This is a genomic window from Pandoraea anhela (assembly GCF_902459655.1).
Lineage (GTDB): Bacteria > Pseudomonadota > Gammaproteobacteria > Burkholderiales > Burkholderiaceae > Pandoraea > Pandoraea anhela.
The window spans coordinates 369,865-391,533 of sequence record NZ_CABPSB010000003.1 but is presented as its reverse complement, the minus strand read 5'-3'; the positions used below and the strand labels follow the sequence as shown (position 1 = coordinate 391,533).

Annotated in this window: 13 protein-coding genes; 9 read left to right on the top strand and 4 right to left on the bottom strand. The window is 65.1% G+C overall.

Translation table 11 applies throughout. From position 1 onward, the window contains the following. Nucleotides 1-89: 89 nt before the first annotated feature. On the top strand, nucleotides 90-1,382 hold the full coding sequence (locus PAN31108_RS07000) for an NCS2 family permease (protein ID WP_150668149.1): 1,293 nt from the start codon (nucleotides 90-92) through the stop codon (nucleotides 1,380-1,382). A 100-nt stretch (nucleotides 1,383-1,482) separates the two neighbouring features. Here the strand turns inward: PAN31108_RS07000 and PAN31108_RS06995 are convergent, their stop codons facing one another. Further along, a complete protein-coding gene (locus tag PAN31108_RS06995) occupies nucleotides 1,483-2,208 on the bottom strand; it encodes a GNAT family N-acetyltransferase (RefSeq protein WP_150668148.1) in 726 nt (241 codons plus the stop codon). A 103-nt stretch (nucleotides 2,209-2,311) separates the two neighbouring features. Between PAN31108_RS06995 and pdxR the strand changes: the two genes are divergently transcribed. After that, entirely contained in the window at nucleotides 2,312-3,883 is a 1,572-nt protein-coding gene (pdxR, locus tag PAN31108_RS06990; protein WP_246183819.1) for a MocR-like pyridoxine biosynthesis transcription factor PdxR, read from the top strand. A gap of 356 nt (nucleotides 3,884-4,239) precedes the next feature. Here the strand turns inward: pdxR and PAN31108_RS06985 are convergent, their stop codons facing one another. After that, nucleotides 4,240-5,484 carry an MFS transporter gene (locus PAN31108_RS06985; protein WP_150668147.1) on the bottom strand — a complete coding sequence of 415 codons (1,245 nt, stop codon included), beginning with the start codon at nucleotides 5,482-5,484 and terminating at the stop codon, nucleotides 4,240-4,242. Nucleotides 5,485-5,848: 364 nt separating this feature from the next. After that, nucleotides 5,849-10,831, bottom strand: coding sequence for an NAD-glutamate dehydrogenase (locus PAN31108_RS06980; protein ID WP_150668146.1), 4,983 nt, complete (start codon nucleotides 10,829-10,831; stop codon nucleotides 5,849-5,851). Between the two features lie 265 nt (nucleotides 10,832-11,096). On the opposite strand from PAN31108_RS06980, the gene dbpA reads away from it, so the two are divergent. Both dbpA and PAN31108_RS06970 read left to right on the top strand, forming a co-directional pair. After that, nucleotides 11,097-12,536 (top strand): ATP-dependent RNA helicase DbpA, encoded by a 1,440-nt coding sequence (gene dbpA / locus PAN31108_RS06975; RefSeq protein ID WP_150668145.1) that lies wholly within the window; start codon nucleotides 11,097-11,099, stop codon nucleotides 12,534-12,536. A gap of 88 nt (nucleotides 12,537-12,624) precedes the next feature. Then, complete coding sequence (locus PAN31108_RS06970) at nucleotides 12,625-13,251, top strand: hypothetical protein (protein ID WP_150668144.1); 627 nt, start codon at nucleotides 12,625-12,627, stop codon at nucleotides 13,249-13,251. 44 nt (nucleotides 13,252-13,295) lie between these two features. Here the strand turns inward: PAN31108_RS06970 and PAN31108_RS06965 are convergent, their stop codons facing one another. After that, nucleotides 13,296-14,255: a LysR family transcriptional regulator gene (locus PAN31108_RS06965; protein ID WP_150668143.1), complete on the bottom strand. Its 960-nt coding sequence runs from the start codon at nucleotides 14,253-14,255 to the stop codon at nucleotides 13,296-13,298. Nucleotides 14,256-14,464: 209 nt separating this feature from the next. Here PAN31108_RS06965 and PAN31108_RS06960 point away from each other — a divergent pair, with 209 nt between their 5' ends. The 5 genes from PAN31108_RS06960 to PAN31108_RS06940 all read left to right on the top strand — a co-directional run bounded on the left by PAN31108_RS06960 (nucleotide 14,465) and on the right by PAN31108_RS06940 (nucleotide 21,510). Further along, nucleotides 14,465-15,730, top strand: coding sequence for a D-amino acid dehydrogenase (locus PAN31108_RS06960; RefSeq protein ID WP_150668142.1), 1,266 nt, complete (start codon nucleotides 14,465-14,467; stop codon nucleotides 15,728-15,730). 251 nt (nucleotides 15,731-15,981) lie between these two features. Then, complete coding sequence (locus PAN31108_RS06955; RefSeq protein WP_150668141.1) at nucleotides 15,982-16,884, top strand: transporter substrate-binding domain-containing protein; 903 nt, start codon at nucleotides 15,982-15,984, stop codon at nucleotides 16,882-16,884. An 86-nt stretch (nucleotides 16,885-16,970) separates the two neighbouring features. Beyond that, nucleotides 16,971-17,699 (top strand): cysteate racemase, encoded by a 729-nt coding sequence (cuyB, locus tag PAN31108_RS06950; protein ID WP_150668140.1) that lies wholly within the window; start codon nucleotides 16,971-16,973, stop codon nucleotides 17,697-17,699. Between the two features lie 544 nt (nucleotides 17,700-18,243). Further along, a complete protein-coding gene (locus PAN31108_RS06945) occupies nucleotides 18,244-19,992 on the top strand; it encodes a putative bifunctional diguanylate cyclase/phosphodiesterase (RefSeq protein ID WP_174994879.1) in 1,749 nt (582 codons plus the stop codon). 18 nt (nucleotides 19,993-20,010) lie between these two features. After that, on the top strand, nucleotides 20,011-21,510 hold the full coding sequence (locus PAN31108_RS06940) for an HDOD domain-containing protein (RefSeq protein WP_150668138.1): 1,500 nt from the start codon (nucleotides 20,011-20,013) through the stop codon (nucleotides 21,508-21,510). Nucleotides 21,511-21,669 lie beyond the last annotated feature (159 nt).

Sequence of the window (21,669 nt, the reverse complement as noted above, 5' to 3'; positions counted from 1 at the left end):
AACCCGGTCGCCAGGACCCGCGCACAGTACAATGCGCGCGCCCCCGCTGCACACGGACAACGGCATAACAAAGTGACAAGGAGAGCACATTGCTGACCAAATTCTTCAAACTCGAGGAGCATGGCTCCAATGTACGGACGGAAATGGTGGCGGGTCTCACGACCTTCCTGACCATGTCGTACATCATTTTCGTCAACCCCAACATCCTCGGCACGACGGGCATGGACAAGAGCGCCGTGTTCGTGGCGACGTGTCTGGCGGCGGCCATCGGCTCGGTGGTGATGGCCTTTGTCGCCAACTACCCGATCGGCATGGCGCCGGGCATGGGGCTCAACGCCTTCTTCGCCTTCACGGTCGTGGGCGCGATGGGGTACACGTGGCAACAGGCGCTCGGCGCGGTATTTATCTCGGGCTGTCTGTTCATCGTTCTCACCATCACCGGCGTGCGATCCTGGCTGATTGCCGGGGTACCCAAATCCTTACGATGCGCGATCGCAGCGGGTATCGGCCTGTTTCTGGCCATCATCGCGCTCGGTAACGCGGGCGTGGTCGTCGCCAATCCGGCCACGAAGATCGGTCTGGGCGATCTCCACTCGCCGCAGGCGCTGCTCGCAATCTTCGGCTTCTTCCTGATCGCCGTGCTCGACGCCCTGCGCGTTCGCGGCGCTATCCTCATCGGCATTCTGGTGGTGACGGTGCTCTCGATGGTACTGGGTCTGAACCAGTTCCAGGGCGTGTTCGCCATGCCGCCGAGCCTCGCCCCGACATTCCTCCAGCTCGACATTCCAGGCGCCTTGCATGCAGGGTTCGTGCACGTGATCCTGGCCTTCGTGCTGGTCGAGGTGTTCGATGCGACGGGCACGCTCATGGGCGTGGCCAAGCGCGCCGGCCTGCTCGAAGGCACGCATTACAAGGGGCTGGGACGTGCGCTCTTCGCGGACTCGATCGCGATCTTCATCGGCTCGCTGCTGGGCACGAGCAGCACCACGGCCTATGTCGAAAGCGCCTCGGGCGTGCAGGCCGGCGGTCGCACGGGTCTCACGGCGCTGACGATTGCCGTGCTCTTCATCCTCGCGCTGTTCATCGCGCCGCTGGCGGGCTCGGTCCCGGCGTATGCCGCCGCACCGGCACTGCTGTATGTGGCGGGTCTGATGCTGCGCGAACTGCTCGACGTCGAATGGGACGACATCACGGAAGCCACGCCGGCCGCGCTCACTGCGCTGGCCATGCCGTTCACCTACTCGATCGCGACCGGTCTGGCCTTCGGCTTCATTTCGTACGCCGTGCTCAAACTGTTCACGGGTCGTGCCAGGGAAGTGCATCCGGCGGCGTGGGTCATCGCCGTGCTCTTCGTCCTGAAGTACGTGTTCTTCCCGGGCTGATCGTCCGCACGCCGGCAACATCCGGTAGACGCATGGCAAACGGCCCGCCGGGGAATACCCGGCGGGCCGTTTCGTTTGCAGACGTGCGCGGTTGCCTCGATCAGGATTTCGCCGCCGAGATCAATGCGGCCAGACCTGCGCGGTGCTGCCCCTGCGCATCGAAGTTCTCCGGCGAGAGCCATTGCTCGAAGCCCCGGCGGATCGCCGGCCATTCGCCGTCGATGATCGAAAACCATGCGGTATCGCGGCTGCGCCCCCGGTAGACGATAGCCTGGCGGAAAATGCCCTCGAACGTGAAGCCGTAGCGGGCGGCCGCGCGGCGCGACGGCGCGTTCAGGGCGTCGCACTTCCACTCGTAGCGGCGATAACCCAGTTCGTCGAACGCGCGACGCATCAGCAAATACTGCGCCTCGGTGCCGGCGCGTGTGCGCTTGAGCAACGGGGAATACGCCACATGCCCGACTTCGACGACACCGTTCGCAGGATCGATGCGCATCAGCGACAACGTGCCGACGGCTTTGCCCGTCGCCAGATCGATGACCGCGTGATGCAACGGATCGGCAGACGCGGCGAGCTTCGTCGCATACGCGTAGTAGCTGTCGAAGTCGGCGAACGGGCCACCCGTCATGTAAGTCCAGTCGCGGCCATCGGCAGCGGTCGAATAAGCGTCATAAAGGTCCTTCGCGTGACGCTCGACATCGATCGGTTCGAGGCGACAGTAACGCCCGACAATCGGCGTGCGCGGCGGCTGCGAGCGTGGCGTCCAGTCGGGCAGCGGCGGGCCGATCGGCTGGTCGAAGTCGTTGAAATGCGGGGCGTCGGTCATGTCTGTCTCATCTCCGGCAAGTGACTGGGCATTGTGCTGATGCTCAAGTTATCGCTTCAGTGGTACGATGAAAAGCACCATAAAAGGTAAATCTCTTAGTGCCATGGCAACTTCGTCCCCGACTCGCCCCGAGACAGCCGCGCCGTCGCCGGACAACGTCGCGGCCCTGTTCGACACGCCGCTCGCTACAGGACCGGGACGCCGTACCTCGCTACAGAAGCAACTGCTGTCCCGGCTCAAGCACGCGATCCTGGAGGGCCGCCTGCCCGCCGGCACGCGACTGCCGGCCTCCCGCACCCTTGCGGAAGACCTCGCCGTCTCGCGAAACACGGTATCCATCGTGTACGACCAGCTCGCTGCCGAGGGCTTCATCGTCCCGCATCGGTTAGGCACCCATGTCGCGCAGTTGTCGCTCGATCCGCACGTGGCCGCACAAGCCGCCAGGGCGCTCGCGCAGAAGGCGCAGGCCGAATCGATGCCGACGCAGGACGTTACGCCGCCGCTGGCGTCACTTCGTATTCAGCGTCTGCCCGCCACGCGTCACGCGGCGCGCGCCGATGAGACGCCGCTGCCCTTCACGCCCGGCGTGCCCGCCCTCACCCGCTTTCCGACGAGCACGTGGCGACGTACGCTCGAACGCGTCATGCGTGAAGCCCAGCCGCGTCACTATCACTATGGCGATCCGCTCGGCGAGCCGGCGTTGCGTGAGGCGATTGCCGCGCATTTGCGGATCTCGCGCGGCGTGCGATGCGACGCGTCGCAAGTCGTCATCACGGAAGGCGCACACGAAGCGCTGATTCTCTGCGTGCGATTGCTCACCGACCCGGGCGACACGGTCTGGATGGAAGACCCCGGCTATCGCGGCGCGAAGGCGGCGTTTCATTCGAGCGACGTGCGCTTGCATGCGCTGCGTGTCGACGACGAGGGCATCGTGATTCCGGACGGTCTTTGGGAGCGCTCGCCGCCGAAGCTGGTGTATGTCACGCCATCGCATCAGTATCCGCTCGGCAGCGTGTTGTCGGCGTCGCGTCGACTCGATCTGATCGCGCAGGCGCGACGGCATGGCGCGTGGATACTGGAAGACGATTACGACAGCGAGTTCCGGCATCAGGGCGAGCCCATTGCAGCGATGCAGGGGATGGTGCCGGAGGCGCCCGTGGTCTACGTCGGCACCTTCAGCAAGACGATGTTCCCCGCCCTGCGTCTCGGGTTCCTGATCCTGCCGACGGCGCTTGCCTTGCAGGCACGCGACGCCCTCGACGAGTTGCTGCGCGGCGGTCATCGCTTCGAACAACTGGCGCTGGCGGATTTCATTCGCAGTGGTCAGTTCTCGCGCCATCTCGGACGCATGCGGCGTTTGTACCGTGAGCGTCAGACAGCATTGCGCGACGCACTGGCCGCACACTTCGACCCGGCCTATGCCGTGATCGGCGAACGCTGCGGACTGCATCTGACGGTGCGGCTCGATCCGGCATTTCCGGACCAGGCCATCGTGGCGGCGGCGCAGCGCGAAGGGATCGGGCCTCGTGCGCTGTCGAGCTTCGCGCTCGACCCGCAACCAGCGGATAACGGACTGGTGATCGGCTACGGGGATACGGACGCCTCCCGTATCCCCGGGTTGATCAGGCGGCTCGCGGCGATCGTCGCGGCTGCCCGGTCAGGACAGGCGAACTAGGCAAGTCGTCAATTGCGCAGACAGCGGGGAAGGGTTGGGTCCGGACACCACGAGCCCTCGTTACAGCACGTCGGCCAGGGGAGGATATCGCCGCCTGAATCATCAGCCGACATGACGACAACAGGCCTGGGACGCTCGGCTGCGTGGAGCGCAGCCGCCTGAGACAACAGCACTAACGACGTCGCCGAGATCAACCCGGCTCGCATCATCCAATTCATCTTCATAGAAGACTCCTGAAAGATTTCTGATCTCTACGCGGGTAACGCCTCGCGTAGAGTCCGCGAACTTCGTACTGCAAGCCGATTTAAGACCTGCGGCGGCGAAATGACTTTCAGGAAAAGACTGCGCAGCGGCAATTAGGCCGATGTCGCCGTCTGTGCCGATTTGTGCGACGACTCACCGTCATGGGCCTGTCCGACATGCGCGTTGCGCGACATCCAGAACGTCAGCAGAACGGCGGCGATCGCAGCCACTGCGGCACACAGGTATACCTCGGCATAGCCGTAAGCACCCACGATCAGGCCGGCGACGGGGCCGGTCACACCGAGTGCGACGTCAAGGAATACCGAGTACGCCCCCAGCGCCGCGCCACGATTCTGCGCCGGCACGAGATTGACGGCCGCCACCCCCAGCGAGGGGAACACGAGCGAGAAGCCGGCCCCGGAGAGCGCAGCACCGAGCAACGCCGTAAAGCCCGTCGGTGCAATGCCGAGCACGATCAGACCGAACGCTTCGAGCGCAAACGACGCCATCGCGACACGGTAGCCGCCGAAGCGCCCGATGCTGCTGCCCAGCAGGAGTCGCACGCTTACGAAGCACAGGCCGAAGGCCGTCAGTGCCAACGCGGCGTTGTCCCAATGATGGCTGGCGTAGTAAAGCGTGATGAAGGTGGAGATGGCGCCGAAGCCGATGGAGCCCAACGCCAGTCCCATGCCGAACGGAAACACCCGACCGAGCACGGCACGGAATGCCAGACGTTCGCCGTGAATCACGGGCGTTGCGCGCCTCATGCGGGCCAGCAGCAGACCGACGATGCCGGACAGCGCCACCGCGCCGCCCACGGCTTCGACACCGTACGCATCGTTGAGCGCCACGCCCAGCGGGGCACCGAGGGCGAGTGCGCCGTATGTCGCCACACCGTTCCACGAAATGACCCGGGCGGTGTGCGCGGGACCGACCTGCCCGATGCCCCACATGATCGCGCCCGTCGACACCCAGCTCTCGCCGAAGCCGAGCACCAGCCGCCCCGCGATCAGCGCGAGCAACGCCAGCCAGGGCACGCCGGAGAGTACGCCACCGAGCGCCACGAGCAACCCGGACGCGCCGCACGCGACCAGACCGCAGAGCACGGTTCGCTTCGGCCCCCAGGCGTCGGCCGTGCGCCCGGCGTAGGGGCGCGAGAGCAACGTCGCGAGATATTGAACGCTGATTGCCAGGCCGGCGATCACCGAACTGTAGGCCAGATCCACGTGCACGAACGACGGCAGCACCGCGAGCGGCAGACCGATCGTCAGATAGCAAAGGAACGTGAAGAACACCGTGGAGACGATCTGCAACGTGGTAGCGAACTGGCCGTTCGCGGGGCGGGTGTCGGTAGGCATTGCGCAGGGGATCAGGAATCGACGAAACCCCAGGACGCGACAACCCGCACGACGGGCAAGCATGCGTGCGGGTTGATTTGATCCTAGGGTTTTCCCGGATCATACGCCGTTTTACCTTTTTTGTGTAAACGCTTAAAGGATGGCAAACCAGCGGTGTCGAGCGGCCTTCCGATCACCGTGAATCACTGCGGATTGCTGTGGATTGCTGTGGATTGCTGTGGATTGCGCTGAATCGCGCTGGCCGTCCCCACGAGGACACCGTCCGTCAGCCCCACCCCGGCGTGGCGGCTGACGGATCGCGCAGCCACGCTGGGACGAGACGTGGGACCGGACTCACCGACGGGCTTCACCAACCTCAGAGAACTCAGCGACCGACCTCGGCGAGCGATTTCAAGCTCACCGACAACATGGCGAGGTCGGCATTCCCCGCCGCGACCTGATCGGCCAGCACGCGGTGGTAGCGGGCGAGCGCTTCCGTATGCGTCTTCTGCCAGTTCGCGACCAGCCGCCCGGCCGGCGGTTCGGTCGGACGCCCTTCGTCGGACGGCCCCGCATCCGCCGTCTGCCCGCCTTCGAGCACGCTCGCCGTCAGGCGCCGCCGCAAGACCGACAACTCCTCGAGCAGCGTAGCGCGCGCGAGTCGCTGCCAGTGCGTCTGCATCGGCAACCCGAGCACGCCGGTCTGCAACCAGCCGTAGCCGAGCGGTGCGTCCAGCGCGAAATACACCTGTGCCGCGAGCGCCGGTTCGCAGCCGGTCGTGCTCGCGACTTCTGCGATATCGAGCAACGCGACTCGCGCGCCGATGCCCGCCGCCGTCTGCGCCAGCAACGGCGGCACGCCCGCGTCGATCATGGTCTGGCATTGCGTCCGGGCCGCCTCCGCCGCCTCGCCGCTCACCAACGTATCGAGCGTGGGCAGGAGCGGATCGAGCACGCGGCGCAAACGCTCGACGGTCAGCGGCACATCGGTCAGACGCCGCCGCAGGAACCACAACGTCGCCTGTTCGTGCCACTGCGCCACCGCCGCGAAGAGCGACGCCTGCGTCTCATGCGAGACCCTGGCGTCGAGCGCGTCGATCTCCAGCCACAGCGCATCGAGGCCGTAAGCCCCGCGCGCCGCGAGACTGGCGCGCACCACGTCTGCCGGCTCGGCACCCGTCTCCTCGCTCAGCCGGTGTACGAACGTCACCCCCGCCCGGTTGACAAGCGCATTGGCGTGCATCGTCGCCAGGATTTCCCGTTTGAGCGGGTGCCGCGGCATGGCCGCGCCGCATCGGCTCGCCAACGGCGTTGGGAAGTAAGCGGGCAGTCCGTCGGCAACGAACCCGGCGTCGGGCAAATCGCTCGCCAGCAACACGTCGTAGAGCCACATCTTGCTGTAAGCCATGAGCACCGCGCGCTCCGGCGAGGTCAGTCCCGTGCCTGCGGCACGGCGAGCATCGAGCGCTTCGTCGTCGGGCAGGAACTCGATCGCTCGCGCGAGGCGTTGCGCCCGCTCCAGATACCGCATGAAGCGCGCATCGCCGTCGAGCGCCGCCGCCGAGCGTAGCCGCCCCAGCGACAGGGCCTGCGTTTGCAGATAGTTGTCGCGCAACACGAGCGTGCCGACCTCTTCGGTCATTTCCGCGAGCAGCGTATTACGCTGCTTGAGCGTCATTTCGCCGTCGGTGACGACCAGCCCCAGCAAAATCTTGATGTTGACTTCGTGGTCGGAACAATCGACACCGGCCGAGTTGTCGATGGCGTCGGTGTTGATGCGACCACCGTGTTGCGCGTACTCGATACGTCCGAGTTGCGTAAGGCCAAGGTTGCCGCCCTCCGCCACGACCTTGCAGCGCAAATCCGCGCCGTTCACGCGCAGGCCGTCGTTTGCGCGGTCGCCCACTTGCGCGTGCGTCTCCGTGCTAGCTTTCACATAGGTGCCGATACCGCCGTTGTAAAGCAGATCGACGGGAGCGCACAGCAACGCGCGCAGCAGGTCGTTCGGGGCCATTTCAGTAATGCCGGCAGCCTCGACGCCGAGCCATTCGCGGACCTGTGGCGACAGCGCAATCGCTTTCGCGGTGCGCGGGAATACGCCGCCGCCCGGTGAAATCAGCCTGACGTCGTAGTCGGCCCAACTCGAACGCGGCAACTGGAACAGGCGCTCGCGCTCCGCGAAGGACGTTGCGGCATCCGGCGTCGGGTCGAGGAAGATGTGACGATGATCGAAAGCCGCCACGAGCCGGATATGCCGGGACAGCAGCATGCCGTTACCGAACACGTCCCCCGACATATCGCCGATACCCACGACCGTGAAGTCCTGCGTCTGCGTATCGACGCCCATCTCGCTGAAATGTCGCTTGACCGACTCCCATGCGCCCCGCGCCGTGATGGCCATTTTCTTGTGGTCGTAACCGACGGAGCCCCCCGAGGCAAACGCGTCGCCCAGCCAGAAGCCGTACTCTGCGGAGATCGCGTTCGCATAGTCCGAGAAGGTGGCGGTGCCCTTGTCGGCGGCGACGACCAGATACGGATCGTCGCCATCGATACGCACAGTCTGCGGTGGCGGCACCAACTGGCCGTCGACGTAGTTGTCCGTCAGGTCCAGCAGCCCGCGCAGGAATGTCTGATAACACGCCACGCCCTCGGCCAGATAGGCATCCCGATCGGCGGGGGACGGTGGCTGCTTGACCACGAAACCGCCCTTCGAGCCGACCGGCACGATGACGGTGTTCTTCACCATCTGCGCTTTCACCAGCCCGAGCACCTCGGTGCGGAAGTCCTCGCGACGGTCCGACCAGCGCAGACCGCCACGCGCCACACGTCCCCCGCGCAGATGCACGCCCTCGACCCGCGGCGAATACACCCAGATCTCGAACATCGGCTTCGGCTCGGGCAGGCCCGGCACCTTCGAAGGATCGAACTTGAACGACAGATACGCTTTTTGCGCGGGCGGCGTCGTGCCGTCTTTCACTGTCTGGAAGTAGTTCGTGCGTAGCGTCGCTTCGAGTACGCCCAGGAATTGACGCAAGATGCGGTCTTCGTCGAGATTGGGAACGTCTTCCAGTGCGGCGTGGATTTGCGTACGCAACTGATCGGCACGCGCCTCGCGGACGTCCGCACTCAGCGCAGGATCGAAGCGCGCCAGGAACAGCCGCACGAGCATGCCCGCAATCGACGGATTGCCGGTCAAGGCGTTCTCGATATAGGCATTACTGAAGGTCGAACCGACTTGTCGGATGTACTTTGCGTACGCCCGCAAGATACGCACCTCACGCCACGTCAGGCCGGCTTGCAGCACGAGGCGGTTGAGATCGTCGTTCTCCACGTCGCCGGCCCAGATCCGCGCGAAGGCATCTTCGAAGCGCGCGCGGGCGTGCTCCAGATCGACGTCTGCCCCATCGAGGCTCGTCATGCCGAAGTCGTGCATCCACACCACGCCGGCATCGGCCGGTTCGATCCGATAGGGACGCTCGTCGTTCACGCGCACGCCAAGGTGTTCGAGCATCGGCAAACTGCGTGAGAGCGCGATAGGCTCGCCTGCCTGATAAATCTTGAAACGCAACGTGCCGGGCGCCGCCTCCAACGGGCGATACAGTTGCATGCCGAGCGTGCTCGCCCCTGAGGCGACGCCCCCCGCCGCCTGCCCCGCTTGCCCGGCGCTCAGCAACGGCTCGATGAGCTCGACGTCGCGCACGGCCACGCGGGCGGCGTAGTCCTCCCGATACCCCGCAGGGAACGCCTGCGCGTAACGACGCATTGCCCGCGTGCCGCGTTCCTCGCCCAGTTGTTCGCGTAGCGCGTCGGACAGATCGTCCTGCCAGCGACGCGCCGTCTCCACGATCCGTGCCTCCAGTTCGTTGACGTCGACGTCGGGCACGCGCCCCGGCTCGGTGCGCACCGTGATGTGAATACGCGCGAGCATCGATTCGGACAGCAACGGCGTGAATTCGACGCTGGTGCCGTGATACGCCGCGAGCAGCAGATTCTGCACACGAATGCGCAGATCGGTATTGAATTTCTCGCGCGGCACGAACACCAGGCACGAGACGTAGCGGTCGAAGCGGTCGCGACGCACGAACAGCCGCGTGCGCTGACGTTCCTGCAACCGCAGGATGCCCAGTGCGATGTCGGCCAACTGATCGGCGTCGATCTGGAAGAGTTCGTCGCGCGGATATTGTTCGAGGATCGTGACGAGCGTCTTGGCCAGATGCCCGTTCGGCAGAAATCCCGTGCGGCCGATGACCTCGGCGACCTTGCGGCGCACCAGCGGAATTTCCTCTGCCGGCACCATATAGACAGTAGACGTGTACAGCCCGAGAAAGCGCCGTTCGCCGCACACGTTGCCCTGCGCGTCGAAGCGCTTGACGCCGACGTAGTCGAGATAGCCGGGACGATGAACGCTTGCGCGCGAGTTCGCTTTCGTCAAAAAGATCGGCGCGCTCGCCTGAACGATGCCGATGGCGCCCGGTGAGAGGCGCGTCACGTCAGGCGTGCCGGCGTCGCGTCGGGACTCGCGCAGCACGCCCAGCCCCGTGCCCGTCACGCCTTGCAGATAAGGCTCACCGTCGCGCACGACCAATTCGTAATCGCGGTAGCCGAGGAACGTGAAATGCCGGGCCAGCATCCAGTCGAGGAACGCCTGCGCTTCGTCGATCTCCTCGCGCTCGTGAGCCGTGACACCCTTTTGCGCGGCGCGCTGGGTGAGCGATTCGACGGCGGCGTGCGCGGCAGCCTGCATGGCGCGCCAGTCCTCGACCGCCGCCCGCACGTCGCCGAGCACGCGTTGCAGACCGTCGATCAGCGCCTGAATGCGTTCCGGCTCCGAGAACCGATCGACTTCGATGTGAATATATGACTCGAAGCGGCTGCCGTCGTCGTCGGCCGCCTTGCGCTCGTTGCCATTGCCGTTGGCGCTCCCGACGTTGCTGCTGCCCGGCGCGACGCTCAGGCGCTTGCCCGCGGCGTCGCGACGCACGCGATACACCGGGTGAAACGCCGAATGCAGCGCCAACCCTTGCCGGTTGACCTCCATGGTCACCGAGTCGACGAGAAACGGCATGTCGTCGTTGACGATTTCCACCACCGTATGGCTGCAATGCCAGCCGTGCTGATCGAGCGTGGGATTGTAGATGCGGATGCGCGGCTCACCGCAGACGAACTTCTGGCCGAGTTGCCAGTGCGCCATCGCGGCGCCATAAAGATCGGCGACACTGCGCGAGACGACCTCCTCGGCATCGGCCAGACCGTAGTAATGCTGGACGAAAGGCTCGAACAGGGCGGCCACGTCGGGCGCGCGCTCACGGGCCATCGTGACGACTTCCGCCATGTGCTGGCGGACTTTCTCTTCCGGATTCGCGGGCATGGGCACCTCTGCGGAGATGGACGAGACAGCGACCGGTCGACGACCGGCCTATCGACGAGCAGCAGACAAGCAGCGAACAGGCAACGCACAGGCAAACGGCAGGCAAAGCCATGCTACGCCCGGCGGCCCCGGGCTGGCAACGGCGCAATCCCTGAGATCGGGTATGCTGAGCCATTCTGCCGAGCCTTGCCGAGCCATCCGCCCGAAACCCGTGCATCGCGCCCATCCCCCCTGGAGACGCCGGACGCACCCGGTATAATCGCGCATGAACTCAAAAGCTACCGATTCGCGCAACGACAGCGCCCCCTCCTCCGCTTCGGGCACGACGCCCGCTTTCTCGCGCCTGCCGCTCTCGCCTGCCATGCAGGAGAACCTCGCACGGCTCGGTTACGTCTCGATGACGCCCATCCAGCAGGCGTCTCTGCCCGACATTCTCGACGGTCACGACATCATCGCGCAGGCCAAGACCGGCAGCGGCAAGACCGCCGCGTTCTCGCTCGGCCTGCTCCAGCGTGTCGATGCCCGCGATTTCGCCGTGCAGGCAGCCGTGCTGTGTCCCACGCGCGAACTCGCCGAGCAGGTCGCGCAGGAGGTGCGCCGCATCGCGCGCGCCGAGGACAATATCAAGGTCCTCACGCTGTGTGGCGGCTCGCCGCTGCGGCCGCAGGCGGAGAGCCTCGCGCACGGGGCACACGTCGTCGTCGGCACGCCCGGACGCATCATGGATCACCTCGATCGCGGCACGCTCTCGCTCACGGGCATCAAGACGCTGGTGCTGGACGAAGCCGATCGCATGCTCGACATGGGCTTTTTCGACGATATCGCCACCGTCGCCCGCCAGACACCCGCCTCACGCCAGACGCTGCTGTTCTCCGCAACGTACCCCGAAGGTATCGGCAAGCTGGCGCAGCGCCTGCTGAAAACGCCGCGTGAAATCCGTCTGGAAGAAAAGCACGACGCCAGCAAGATTCGCCAGCGCTTCTACGAAGTCCGCGACGAGGAACGCCTGCACGCCGTGGGCCAGTTGCTCGACCATTTCCGTCCGGTCAGCACCATCGCGTTCTGCAACACCCGCGCACAGTGCAACGACCTCACGGACGTGCTGCGTGCCGAGGGCTTCCACGCGCTCACGCTGCACGGCGATCTGGAGCAACGCGAGCGCGACATGGTGCTGATTCAGTTCGCGAACCGCAGTTGCTCGGTGCTGGTCGCCACGGACGTCGCTGCGCGCGGGCTGGACATCGCCCAGCTCGAAGCGGTCATCAACGTGGACGTGACGCCCGACCCCGAGGTGTACGTGCACCGCATCGGCCGCACCGGGCGCGCCGACGAGGACGGCTGGGCCTTCAGCCTGGCGACGATGGACGAGATGGGACGCGTCGGCAATATCGAAGCGGCGATGGGCGGCGAAGTCCAGTGGCACAAGCTCTCCGAGCTCACGCCGTCGGGCGCGGGGCATCTGCTCCCGCCGATGGTGACGATTCAGATGCTCGGCGGCAAGAAGGACAAGATTCGCCCGGGCGACGTACTCGGCGCGCTCACCGGAGAGGCCGGTTTCGCCGCCGCGCAGATCGGCAAGATCAACGTGATGGAAAACTTCACGTATATTGCCGTTGACCGCGACATCGCGCCGGTCGCGCTGCGCAAGTTATCCGACGGGCGCGTCAAAGGCCGCAAGGTCAAGGTAAGATTCCTTCAGGATTGATTGCCGGGACCGGCCCGGATCACCGGGTCCCCCCCGCCGTAGCCCTGTCGAACGTCCCCTGAGCGCCACGCGCCACAAGGAGGCTGCAATGAGGTCACTGCGTACCCTGTTGTTCTTCCCTGCGGCGTGGCGCCGGGCGCTCGTCGGCGCGGCCGGCGTCGCGGCGGTCATCGCCACGGCCACCGCACTCACTGCGTGCAGCACCAGGGGCGTCGCCCCCAACCCCGCCCTGACCGAAGACACGCTCGACGAATACGCCATCGTCATCGTCGGCCTCGACACGCCGCTGCAAAGCACCTGGGGTCCGTGGAGCTACTCGGATTTCAATCAGACCATCAACGGCATTATCGGCAGCAAGATCACCCGCACCCTCAACAGCAATCCGCCAACGCGCGGCTACCTTGCCATGCGCGTCTCGCCGCTCATGCGCAACGAGCGCTTCGGCCCGATGGAATTCACGCCCCCCGACAACAGCTATCGTTTCCGCTACTGCAAGGGTCGCAAGGTGCCCACGGTTCAGGTCAAACGCGGGGACGTCATCTACGCGGGCACCCTCGTGCTCGACAGTCGCGACGGCAAACTCTGGCTGCGCACCGAGTTCGACATGGCGGGTGCACGTCGCTTCGTGCAGGCGAACTATCCGTCGCTCGCCGACAAGCTTCAACCACAGCCGTTCACCTACTACGAAGTCAAAAGCGAGCCGAGTTGCCGCTGAGCCCGCCCGTGGGGAACGTGCGGGAAGCCGACACCGCGTAACGGTCAGTCGCCATGCGTCTCGTCGCTTGGCGTAAGGACGATTTCGCGCCCTTCGCACAGGGTGTCGGCCCGCTCGCTCAACTCGGCGGCGACGTCCGCCAGATGACGCCGCAGCGTATCGGCCAGCACCGACTCCGGCGCGTGTGCCGGACGCAGCATTTCGACCGGGAATTCGAGGGCCGGCGCGACACGGTACAACCGCTGCGCCTGCACATGCGCACTCGCGGCCGTGAACTGGTCGAGCAGCGCGTAGCCCAGCCCATGTTCGACGAGCGCGGCGGCGAGCGAATACGTCTGCACCATCACTTCGGCGTCGTGCAACAGTTCGGTCTGATCCAGCCGCTCGTTGATGAGTGCGCCCAGCGGGGTGTCGTCGTGCAGTTTGATGAGATCGCGGCCGGCAAGCGCGTCGGCGCTGGCCGGGCCGCGCCGCGAGAGTTTGGGCCACGAGGCGGGCACTGCCAGCACGATATGGCCCTGCGCCACGGGACGGCTCACGATACCGGCCGCCATCGGGGGCGCCGAGACGATGCCCACATCGACCGACGACGTCAGGATCGCGGTGATCGTCTCGTTCGTGTGGTGGGTAATGAGTTCGAAGACCACATCGGGGTGCGCGCGCCGCATGCGCTCGATCGCCGCCGGCAGCAGGCTTTGCGCCAGGCTCGGCGTGACGGCGATGCGCAGGTGGCCCACCCCGTGCTGACGCAGATTGCGCGACGTGGTGCGCAGGCGCTCCAGATCCGTAAAGATGCGCTCGACGTCGGGGTACAGCCGCCGCGCTTCGGCCGTGGGCACGAGACGTCCCTTGATGCGATCGAAGAGCTTGAAGCCGAGTTGCTGCTCGGCGTGCTGCAACACGCGGGAGACGACCGGTTGCGAGACGTTGAGCAATTGCGCCGCGCCGCTGGCCGAGCCGGTCAGCACCACCGCGCGAAATGTCTCGATATGTCGCAATTTCATGCCTGACGTGGTCTCCCTGTCTTCGATGCAGGATCGGCCGTGACGCCGACCCTATAGCCAAAAGACATATGCTGCCTCAAATCCGCATAGGTTACCGAATTTTCTCCCCCTACACTGCGTAGCAAAGGGCGGGCAGACAAGCGTTCGTGTTTTTCCCCGTCCGGCTTTTCCTTGCGTTTTTCATCGCGCTTTTCCGTTTTTTTGATTTCATGCACATTGGCGTTATCGGAGCGGGCATCGTCGGCCTCGCCAGCGCATATCAGTTGCTTCGCGCGGGTCACGACGTCACGGTCATCGATGCCGGACGCGGGCCGGGTCTGGGCACGAGTTTCGCAAACGGCGGCCAGTTGAGCTATGGCTACGTGTCGCCGCTCGCCGCCCCCGGCGTGCTCTCGCAACTGCCGTCGCTGCTGTTCTCCGGCACGGGGCCGCTGCGCATCAAGCCGTCGTTCGACCCTGACTTCTGGCGCTGGTCGATCGAATTCGTCAGGCACTGCAACGTAACGGCAAACGCCAGTTCCACGTTGCGTCTGCTCGCGCTCGGGCTGCATAGCCGCGAGGTGATGCTCGAATTTCTGTCGCAGGAATCCGAGGCGGGCACTGCGTTCGAGTACCGCCTGAGCGGCAAGCTCGTGGTCTATCGCGACGCCGCCAAGCTCGCTGCGGCCGAACGCTCGCTCGAACTCGCCAACGGGCTCGGCTACCCGCAGCGTCGTGTCGACGCGGCGACGTGCGTCACGCTCGAACCGGCGTTAGGCAAGATCGCGGGCGAGCTGGCCGGGGGTATTTACACCCCGGGCGAGGGCACCGGCGACTGTCAGATGCTGTGCAGGGCGTTGGCGCGAATCATCGGCGCCTGCACGCGCGGCGCGCTGATGTTCGAGCGTGACGTGACCGGATTCGATGTGCGCGGCAACACCGTGCAGGCCGTTCGCACGCGCACCGGGGACATCCCGGTAGACGCCTGCGTGGTCGCCAACGGTCTGGCCGCCGGGCCGCTGTTACGTGAGGTCGGCGAGCCCGTATCCATGTATCCGCTCAAGGGCTACAGCCTGACGTACCGCGACGCCCCCCCGGATGCGCGTCCGCAGGTCTCCGTGACGGATGCCGACAACAAAGTCGTCTACGCCAGCCTCGGCGACCATCTGCGCGTGGCGGGCATCGCCGATCTGGTCGGGTACGACTATCGCATCGCCGCGCATCGTATCGCCGCGCTGCGCACGTTGTCCGCCGGACTGTTTCCGTCGCTAAACCATGCGTCGGCGCCGCTCGAATGGACGGGCATGCGTCCGTCCACGCCGCACGGCCGCCCTATCTTGGGGCGTGCGAACCGGCTGGGCAATCTGTGGCTGAACGTCGGCCACGGCGGATTGGGTTTTACGTTGTCGATGGGCGCCGCACGCGCCATCGCCGACGCCATCGACGGCAAGCGTCCCGCCGTCGATCTGACAGGGTTTGCTCGTCTGGCCGCGTAGGTGTGGGTTATCGGCCATGGCGCGAGCCTGATGTGACGAGGCAGCGACGATCAGGCATGAGGCTCCGGCGGGCGGCCCAAGTGCAGAAACGCACGCGACGCGCAGCCGGATACCGGGCATCAGAGGCATGACTCCCACGGGGACCGATGGGCGACGTGTCGGGTTGTATCAGTGTTTTTGGGCTTCGAGATTCTTTACAGTTCAAACGGCGCGGACTACCGCGCCATTCACTTCCGATAGGACAAGAGACCATGAAGAAGCTGTTTGCTCCCCTGCTGCTCGTCAGCGCCGCCGCCGCCCTGTTCGCGCAAGCCGCGAGCGCAGAGGAACTGACCGGCACGCTCAAGAAGATCAAGGACACCGGCGTGATCGCCCTCGGCGTGCGTGAATCGTCGATCCCGTTTTCGTACTCGAATAACAACGGAAAGACCATCGGCTACTCGCAGGAAATCGCGCTGAAGATCGTCGATGCGGTCAAAAAGGAACTGAAGGCTCCGAACCTGAAAGTGACGGAAACGCCGATTACGTCACAAAACCGTCTCTCGCTGATACAAAACGGCACGATCGATCTGGAGTGCGGCTCGACCACTCATACGTTCGAACGCGCCAAACAGGTCGGCTTCTCGCACAACATCTTCCTCTACTCGATCAAGATGATCGCCAAGACAGGCTCGGGCATTACCGACCTCGATAGCCTGAAAGGCAAGACGATCGCAACGACCGCCGGGACGACGGCCGATCGGATTCTGTCGGGCAAACGCGGCGAACTCGGCTTCAACCTGATTCAGGCCAAGGATCACGCCGAAGGCTTCCTGGCCCTCAAGGTAGGGCGTGCTGCGGCCTTCGTGATGGACGAGCCGCTGCTTTATGGCCAGCGTGCCGCTCTGGCGGCAGACGAAGCCAAAAACTATGAAATCGTCGGCCCGAACATCCAGTTCGAAAACTACGCTTGCATGATGCGCCGCGACGACCCGGCGTTTACCAAGGTCGTGGACACGGTCATTGCCGACATGGAGAAGTCGGGCGAGATGGAAAAGCTGTACAACAAGTGGTTCACGCAGCCGGTGCCGCCGAAGGGTCAGAACATGAACTACCCGATGACGCCGGAAATGCGCGCCATGTTCAAGGATCCGATCACGAAGGCCTACGACTGATCCTGACGGACCGTGTGTCGTGCGGGGACCACGGTCCCTGCACCAGCAGATCCCGTCTTTCGCCGTTCCTGCAGATTGTCATCATCATGAATTCGCACGCCACGCTCGGCATCCTCGGCGGCATGGGCCCCGCCGCCGGCATCGACCTCTGCCGCAAGATCGTCGATCAGCACCCGGCCAACCGCGACCAGGATCACATTCCGTTCATCCTGTATTCGGTACCGCAGATTCCCGACCGCACCGAAGCCCTGCTGCGCGACGGCGCGTCGCCGCTCGACGGCATGCTCGACGGCGTGCATGCGCTCGAGCAGTCGGGCGTCGGCTGCATCGCGATTGCCTGCAATACCGCCCACGCATGGCTCGACGCGCTGCGCCATCGCACCCGGCTGCCCGTACTCGACGTGGTCGAAGCCGTCGCGGGCGAGCTCTCGACCTGTGTCGCGCCCGGCGCCCCCATCGGCCTGATGGCGACCGAGGGCACGCATCACGCCAATGTCTACCGCCCACGACTCGAAGCCCTGGGCTACCGTTTCGTCTCGACGCGCGAGCCGCTCGCGCACCAGACGCTGGTCAACGAAGGTATTCGCCTTACCAAGGCCGGGGAAACTCGCCGCGGCGGTGAGGCGCTCGCAATGGCGCTGGAACAGCTCCTCGCCGCAGGCGCGCAACGCGTGATCCTCGGCTGCACCGAAATCCCCGTCGCCCTGGCGACGCTCGACTCCCCGCTCGCACGCTTCGGTCTGGACGCCTCCGCCGCGCTGGCCCGCGCCTGCATCGCCTGGTCGCTCGCACACGAGGATCCTGCCCGCGACTGAGCCGGCAATCGCCGCCTGCGCATTCTCAGTTTGCCGGCGTCGCTCTCACCAGCCGCGAATCGCAGACGCGGCGGGCGGCGCGGAACAGCGCTCGCCTGTCGCTGTTGTTGCGATGTTGCATCGCAATCGCAAAAATCCATGATTGCAGCGCCCTCAAGTCGCTCCCGCTTGGGTAGACTGGCGCACGCAAGATGATCGCGCCGGTCAACATACCGGCGGCATGGAGGTGTTCCGGGCGGACGATGTTGACCGAACTTCGGTCAAACGCCACCGGCCATGCAGGAAATCATCCCGATTGCCTTGTAGGAAAAAATCCAACACGGGAAGTCCGTTGGAAAGCGGCGTGAAACGGGGGGTTGGGGCCATCAAAATCGCTGGCGTCTTTAGCTATAATGGCCCACAATCCATCGGACACCCGCCGGACCACGGTCCGGCCATGAGCGCGTTTGCCTGAACGGGGAAGCACATGAGCGGCAGCGCGCTCGACGTGATGCATGCACAGACAACAACAATGAGTTCAGATCGACTCCCAGCCGGTGTGCCTTTGGTCGAGCCTTCGACCCTGGCATCGGCAATCGCCGAGGCCAACGCCACGGCGCCGGCCCCGGCATTGTCCCGGGCGCTGGTCGAGCTGACCGGCGGACTCTCGGCACACGTTGCAGCCGATGGCCGTTTTCTTTTCATTGCCGAAGCCTCCCTGCGTCTGCTCGAATACTCACGTGAGTACATCGACCATGCCACGCTCTTCGAGCTGACCGGCATCGAAGACGTTCCCTTGTTGCAGGAGGCTTTTTCCGCCGCCCAGACCCTTGGTCCCCAGCAGTGCACTGTGCGCCTGCTCCGCGGTCTGACCGACCGTGTCTGGATGCGCCTTCGTATCGCCCAGTACACGCCTCGCATTGGTGGGGCGTCCGGCGCGAACGCCACGTTTCTCGTGCATGGCGAAGACATCACCGCTTTCAAGGAAAATGAAGCGCGCCTGTCCGATCTGGCCGTGCGCGACGCCGTCACGGGCCTCGGGAATCGTCAATATATTCAGCAGTGCATCGTCGAGACCATTCAGCACGCGCGCGAAGGCGGTCCGAATTTCGCCGTCGCCCTGCTCGATCTGGACGGCTTCAAGAAGGTCAACGACTCGCTCGGCCACGATGTGGGCGACCAGTTGCTGCGCGATGCCGGCCAACGCCTGATCGCGCAGATTCGCGAGACGGACATGGCCGCACGCATGGGCGGTGACGAATTTGTTCTGGTGCTGCCCGGCTGCGATAACGAACAGGCGCTCGGCGGCATCATGAAGCGACTGCTCTCGGCGGTACAGCAGCCGTTTCAGGTCGGCGATCAGTTGCTGCACCTGACGACGAGCATCGGCGTGTCGTTCTATCCGCAGCACGGCGACTCGGCCGGCCTGCTGATCAAACATGCCGACGCCGCCATGTACTGCGCCAAGGATCGCGGCCGCAACGGCCTGTTCGTCTACACGGACGATCTGGGCGACTTGCACCGCAAGGCGTTTTCGCTGGAATCGGCGATGTTCGAGGCGATTCACAACGGTGAATTCAGCCTGCATTACCAACCGATCTGCGACCCGATTTCGCTGAACGTGAAGGGTGTCGAGGCGCTGATGCGCTGGCACCCGGCGCTCGGCCCGGTCTCCCCGGCCGAATTCATTCCGCTGGCCGAGGCCAACGGTCTGATCAATCTGCTGGGCGGCTGGGCGTTGCGCGCCGCTTGCATGCAGCTCGCGCGCTGGGATCGCACCCGGCTCGACGGGCTGTACATGTCGGTCAACGTCTCGGCACAACAGTTTCACCATCCGTCTTTCCCGAGCCTGGTGTGGCAGGCGATTGCCGACTCCGGCGTGGAAGGCCACCGACTGGTGCTCGAAATTACCGAAAGCGTGCTCATGCGCGACCCGGAGCAGGCCAATCTGGTGCTGCGCGAGTTGCAGACGCTGGGCGTGCGCTTCGCCGTCGACGACTTCGGTGCGGGCTATTCGAGCCTGGGCTACCTCAAGCGTTTCCCGCTCTCCGCACTCAAGATCGACCGCAGCTTCGTCAAAGACATGCCCACGTCACCGAACGACCGCACGATTGTGACGGCCGTTCTGGGACTGGCGCGCGAGCTGGGTCTGTCGGCGGTCGCCGAGGGGGTCGAGACGGAAGAGCAACGGCAGATGCTGATCGATCGCGGCTGTCATTCCATCCAGGGCTGGCTGGTGTCCAAGGCCTTGCCTGCGGGAGAACTGGAGGCGGCCTTTGCGAGCGGGCGTCTTAACGTGGATGCCGGCCACTGACCGGACAACCCCGCTACCATGAGCCTTACCAAAGAAAAAACGCTCGAATTGTTATGGCAGCGCATGGCCGAGCGCGGCGACTTTCCGTCGCTGCAACGCTCGGTCACGGGCATTGTCTCTGCCATGCAAAGCGAGAACACGAGCACGGCCGACCTCGCGTCGTCCGTGCTCTCGGACTTCGCCCTGACCCAGAAAGTCATCCGTCTGGCCAACTCCGCCATGTATGCGCCGTTCGGCTGCAATGTGACGACGGTCTCGCGCGCGATCATGATTCTGGGCGTCGACACGATCGGCCACCTCGCGCTGAGCCTGAAACTGCTCGAAGGCTTCGGGGAGGTCGCCGCCCGGCGCGACGACATGGCCCGCGAACTGGCGCGCGCCACGCTGGCCGGGGCATTCGCGCGCGACATCACGTCCAAGAACGGGATCCGCGACGGCGAGGAAGCCGTCGTCTGCACGTTGCTGCATCATGTGGCGCGATTGCTGGTGACGTATTGCTTCCCGAGCGAATGGGTCGACATTCAGGAAACCGCGGCCGAGCAAGGCATCAGCGATAGCGACGCCTGCGAGCAGATTCTGGGCATCTCGTTTCCGGAGCTGGCCGAGGCGGCCGCACGCAAGTGGGGCCTGCCGGAATCCATCGCCACGAGCATGCGCCCCATCGATCTGGACGGCGACGCGCCGCTCTCGCACGCCGACTGGCTGTGCGCAGTGGCGAACATGTCCAACGAGATGGTGACGGAACTCACACGCGGCGCCGATGCGTCGCGTCTGGCCGAATTGGCCGAGCGCTATGCCGACCGTCTGGCGCTGGATATCAGCGAAGTGGTCTCCGTCGGTGAGGAGATGGCGCGCGACACGAGCCATCAGGAATTCATCGCGATCAGCACCGGGGCGTCGAACACGCGTCAGCCGCCGGCGGGCAAGCCGCTGGATTCGGCGCGACGTCTGGCGGATGGCCTGTCGGAAGTGCGGGCCGCGACGGGCGAGACCGACGCCGTCGGGCTGCTCAACCTGACGCTCGAAGCGATCCTGCAATCGCTGGGTTTCGTCAATTGCGCGGCGTTCGTGCGGGCGCCGGCAGGCAAGTTCTTCGAGATGCGCTTCGGTATCGGACGCGATGTGCAGCCGCTGCTCGGCCTGACCTTCCCCGAAGCCTTCGAGCCGGACGTCTTCCATCTCGCGCTGACCAACGGCCGCGCGATCCTCATCGACAATGCTCGCGAGCCGCGTATCGTGCCGCGCATTCCGCTGTGGCACCGTCAGCACTTCTCGAACGTGAAGTCGTTCTTCCTGCTGCCGGTTCGTCAACGCAACCAGACCGTGGCGCTGCTCTACGGCGACTGGGGTGGCGCGTTGTGCGCAGGCGGCATCGGCGCGAAGGAAATGGAGTTCCTGCATCACATGGGCGACGAGATTTCCAGCAAGCTCGAAAGCGCGGCACAGCAAAACGCCGCCACGGGCAACACCGCCGATTCGCTGGCGCGCAAGCCGTCGGGCGCCACCGGCGGGCGTTGATACGACGCCGCCGCATGACGTGAGGCAACGCCGCGTGGAGCGGCGTCACGCCCCACGCACGACTGAAAACGCCCGTCCGCCCCCTGGCCGACGGGCGTTTTCGTTTGCCCATGACACGTCGCGGCGGTGTCGCGCTAGTGCCCCGGCAGTGTCTCCGCA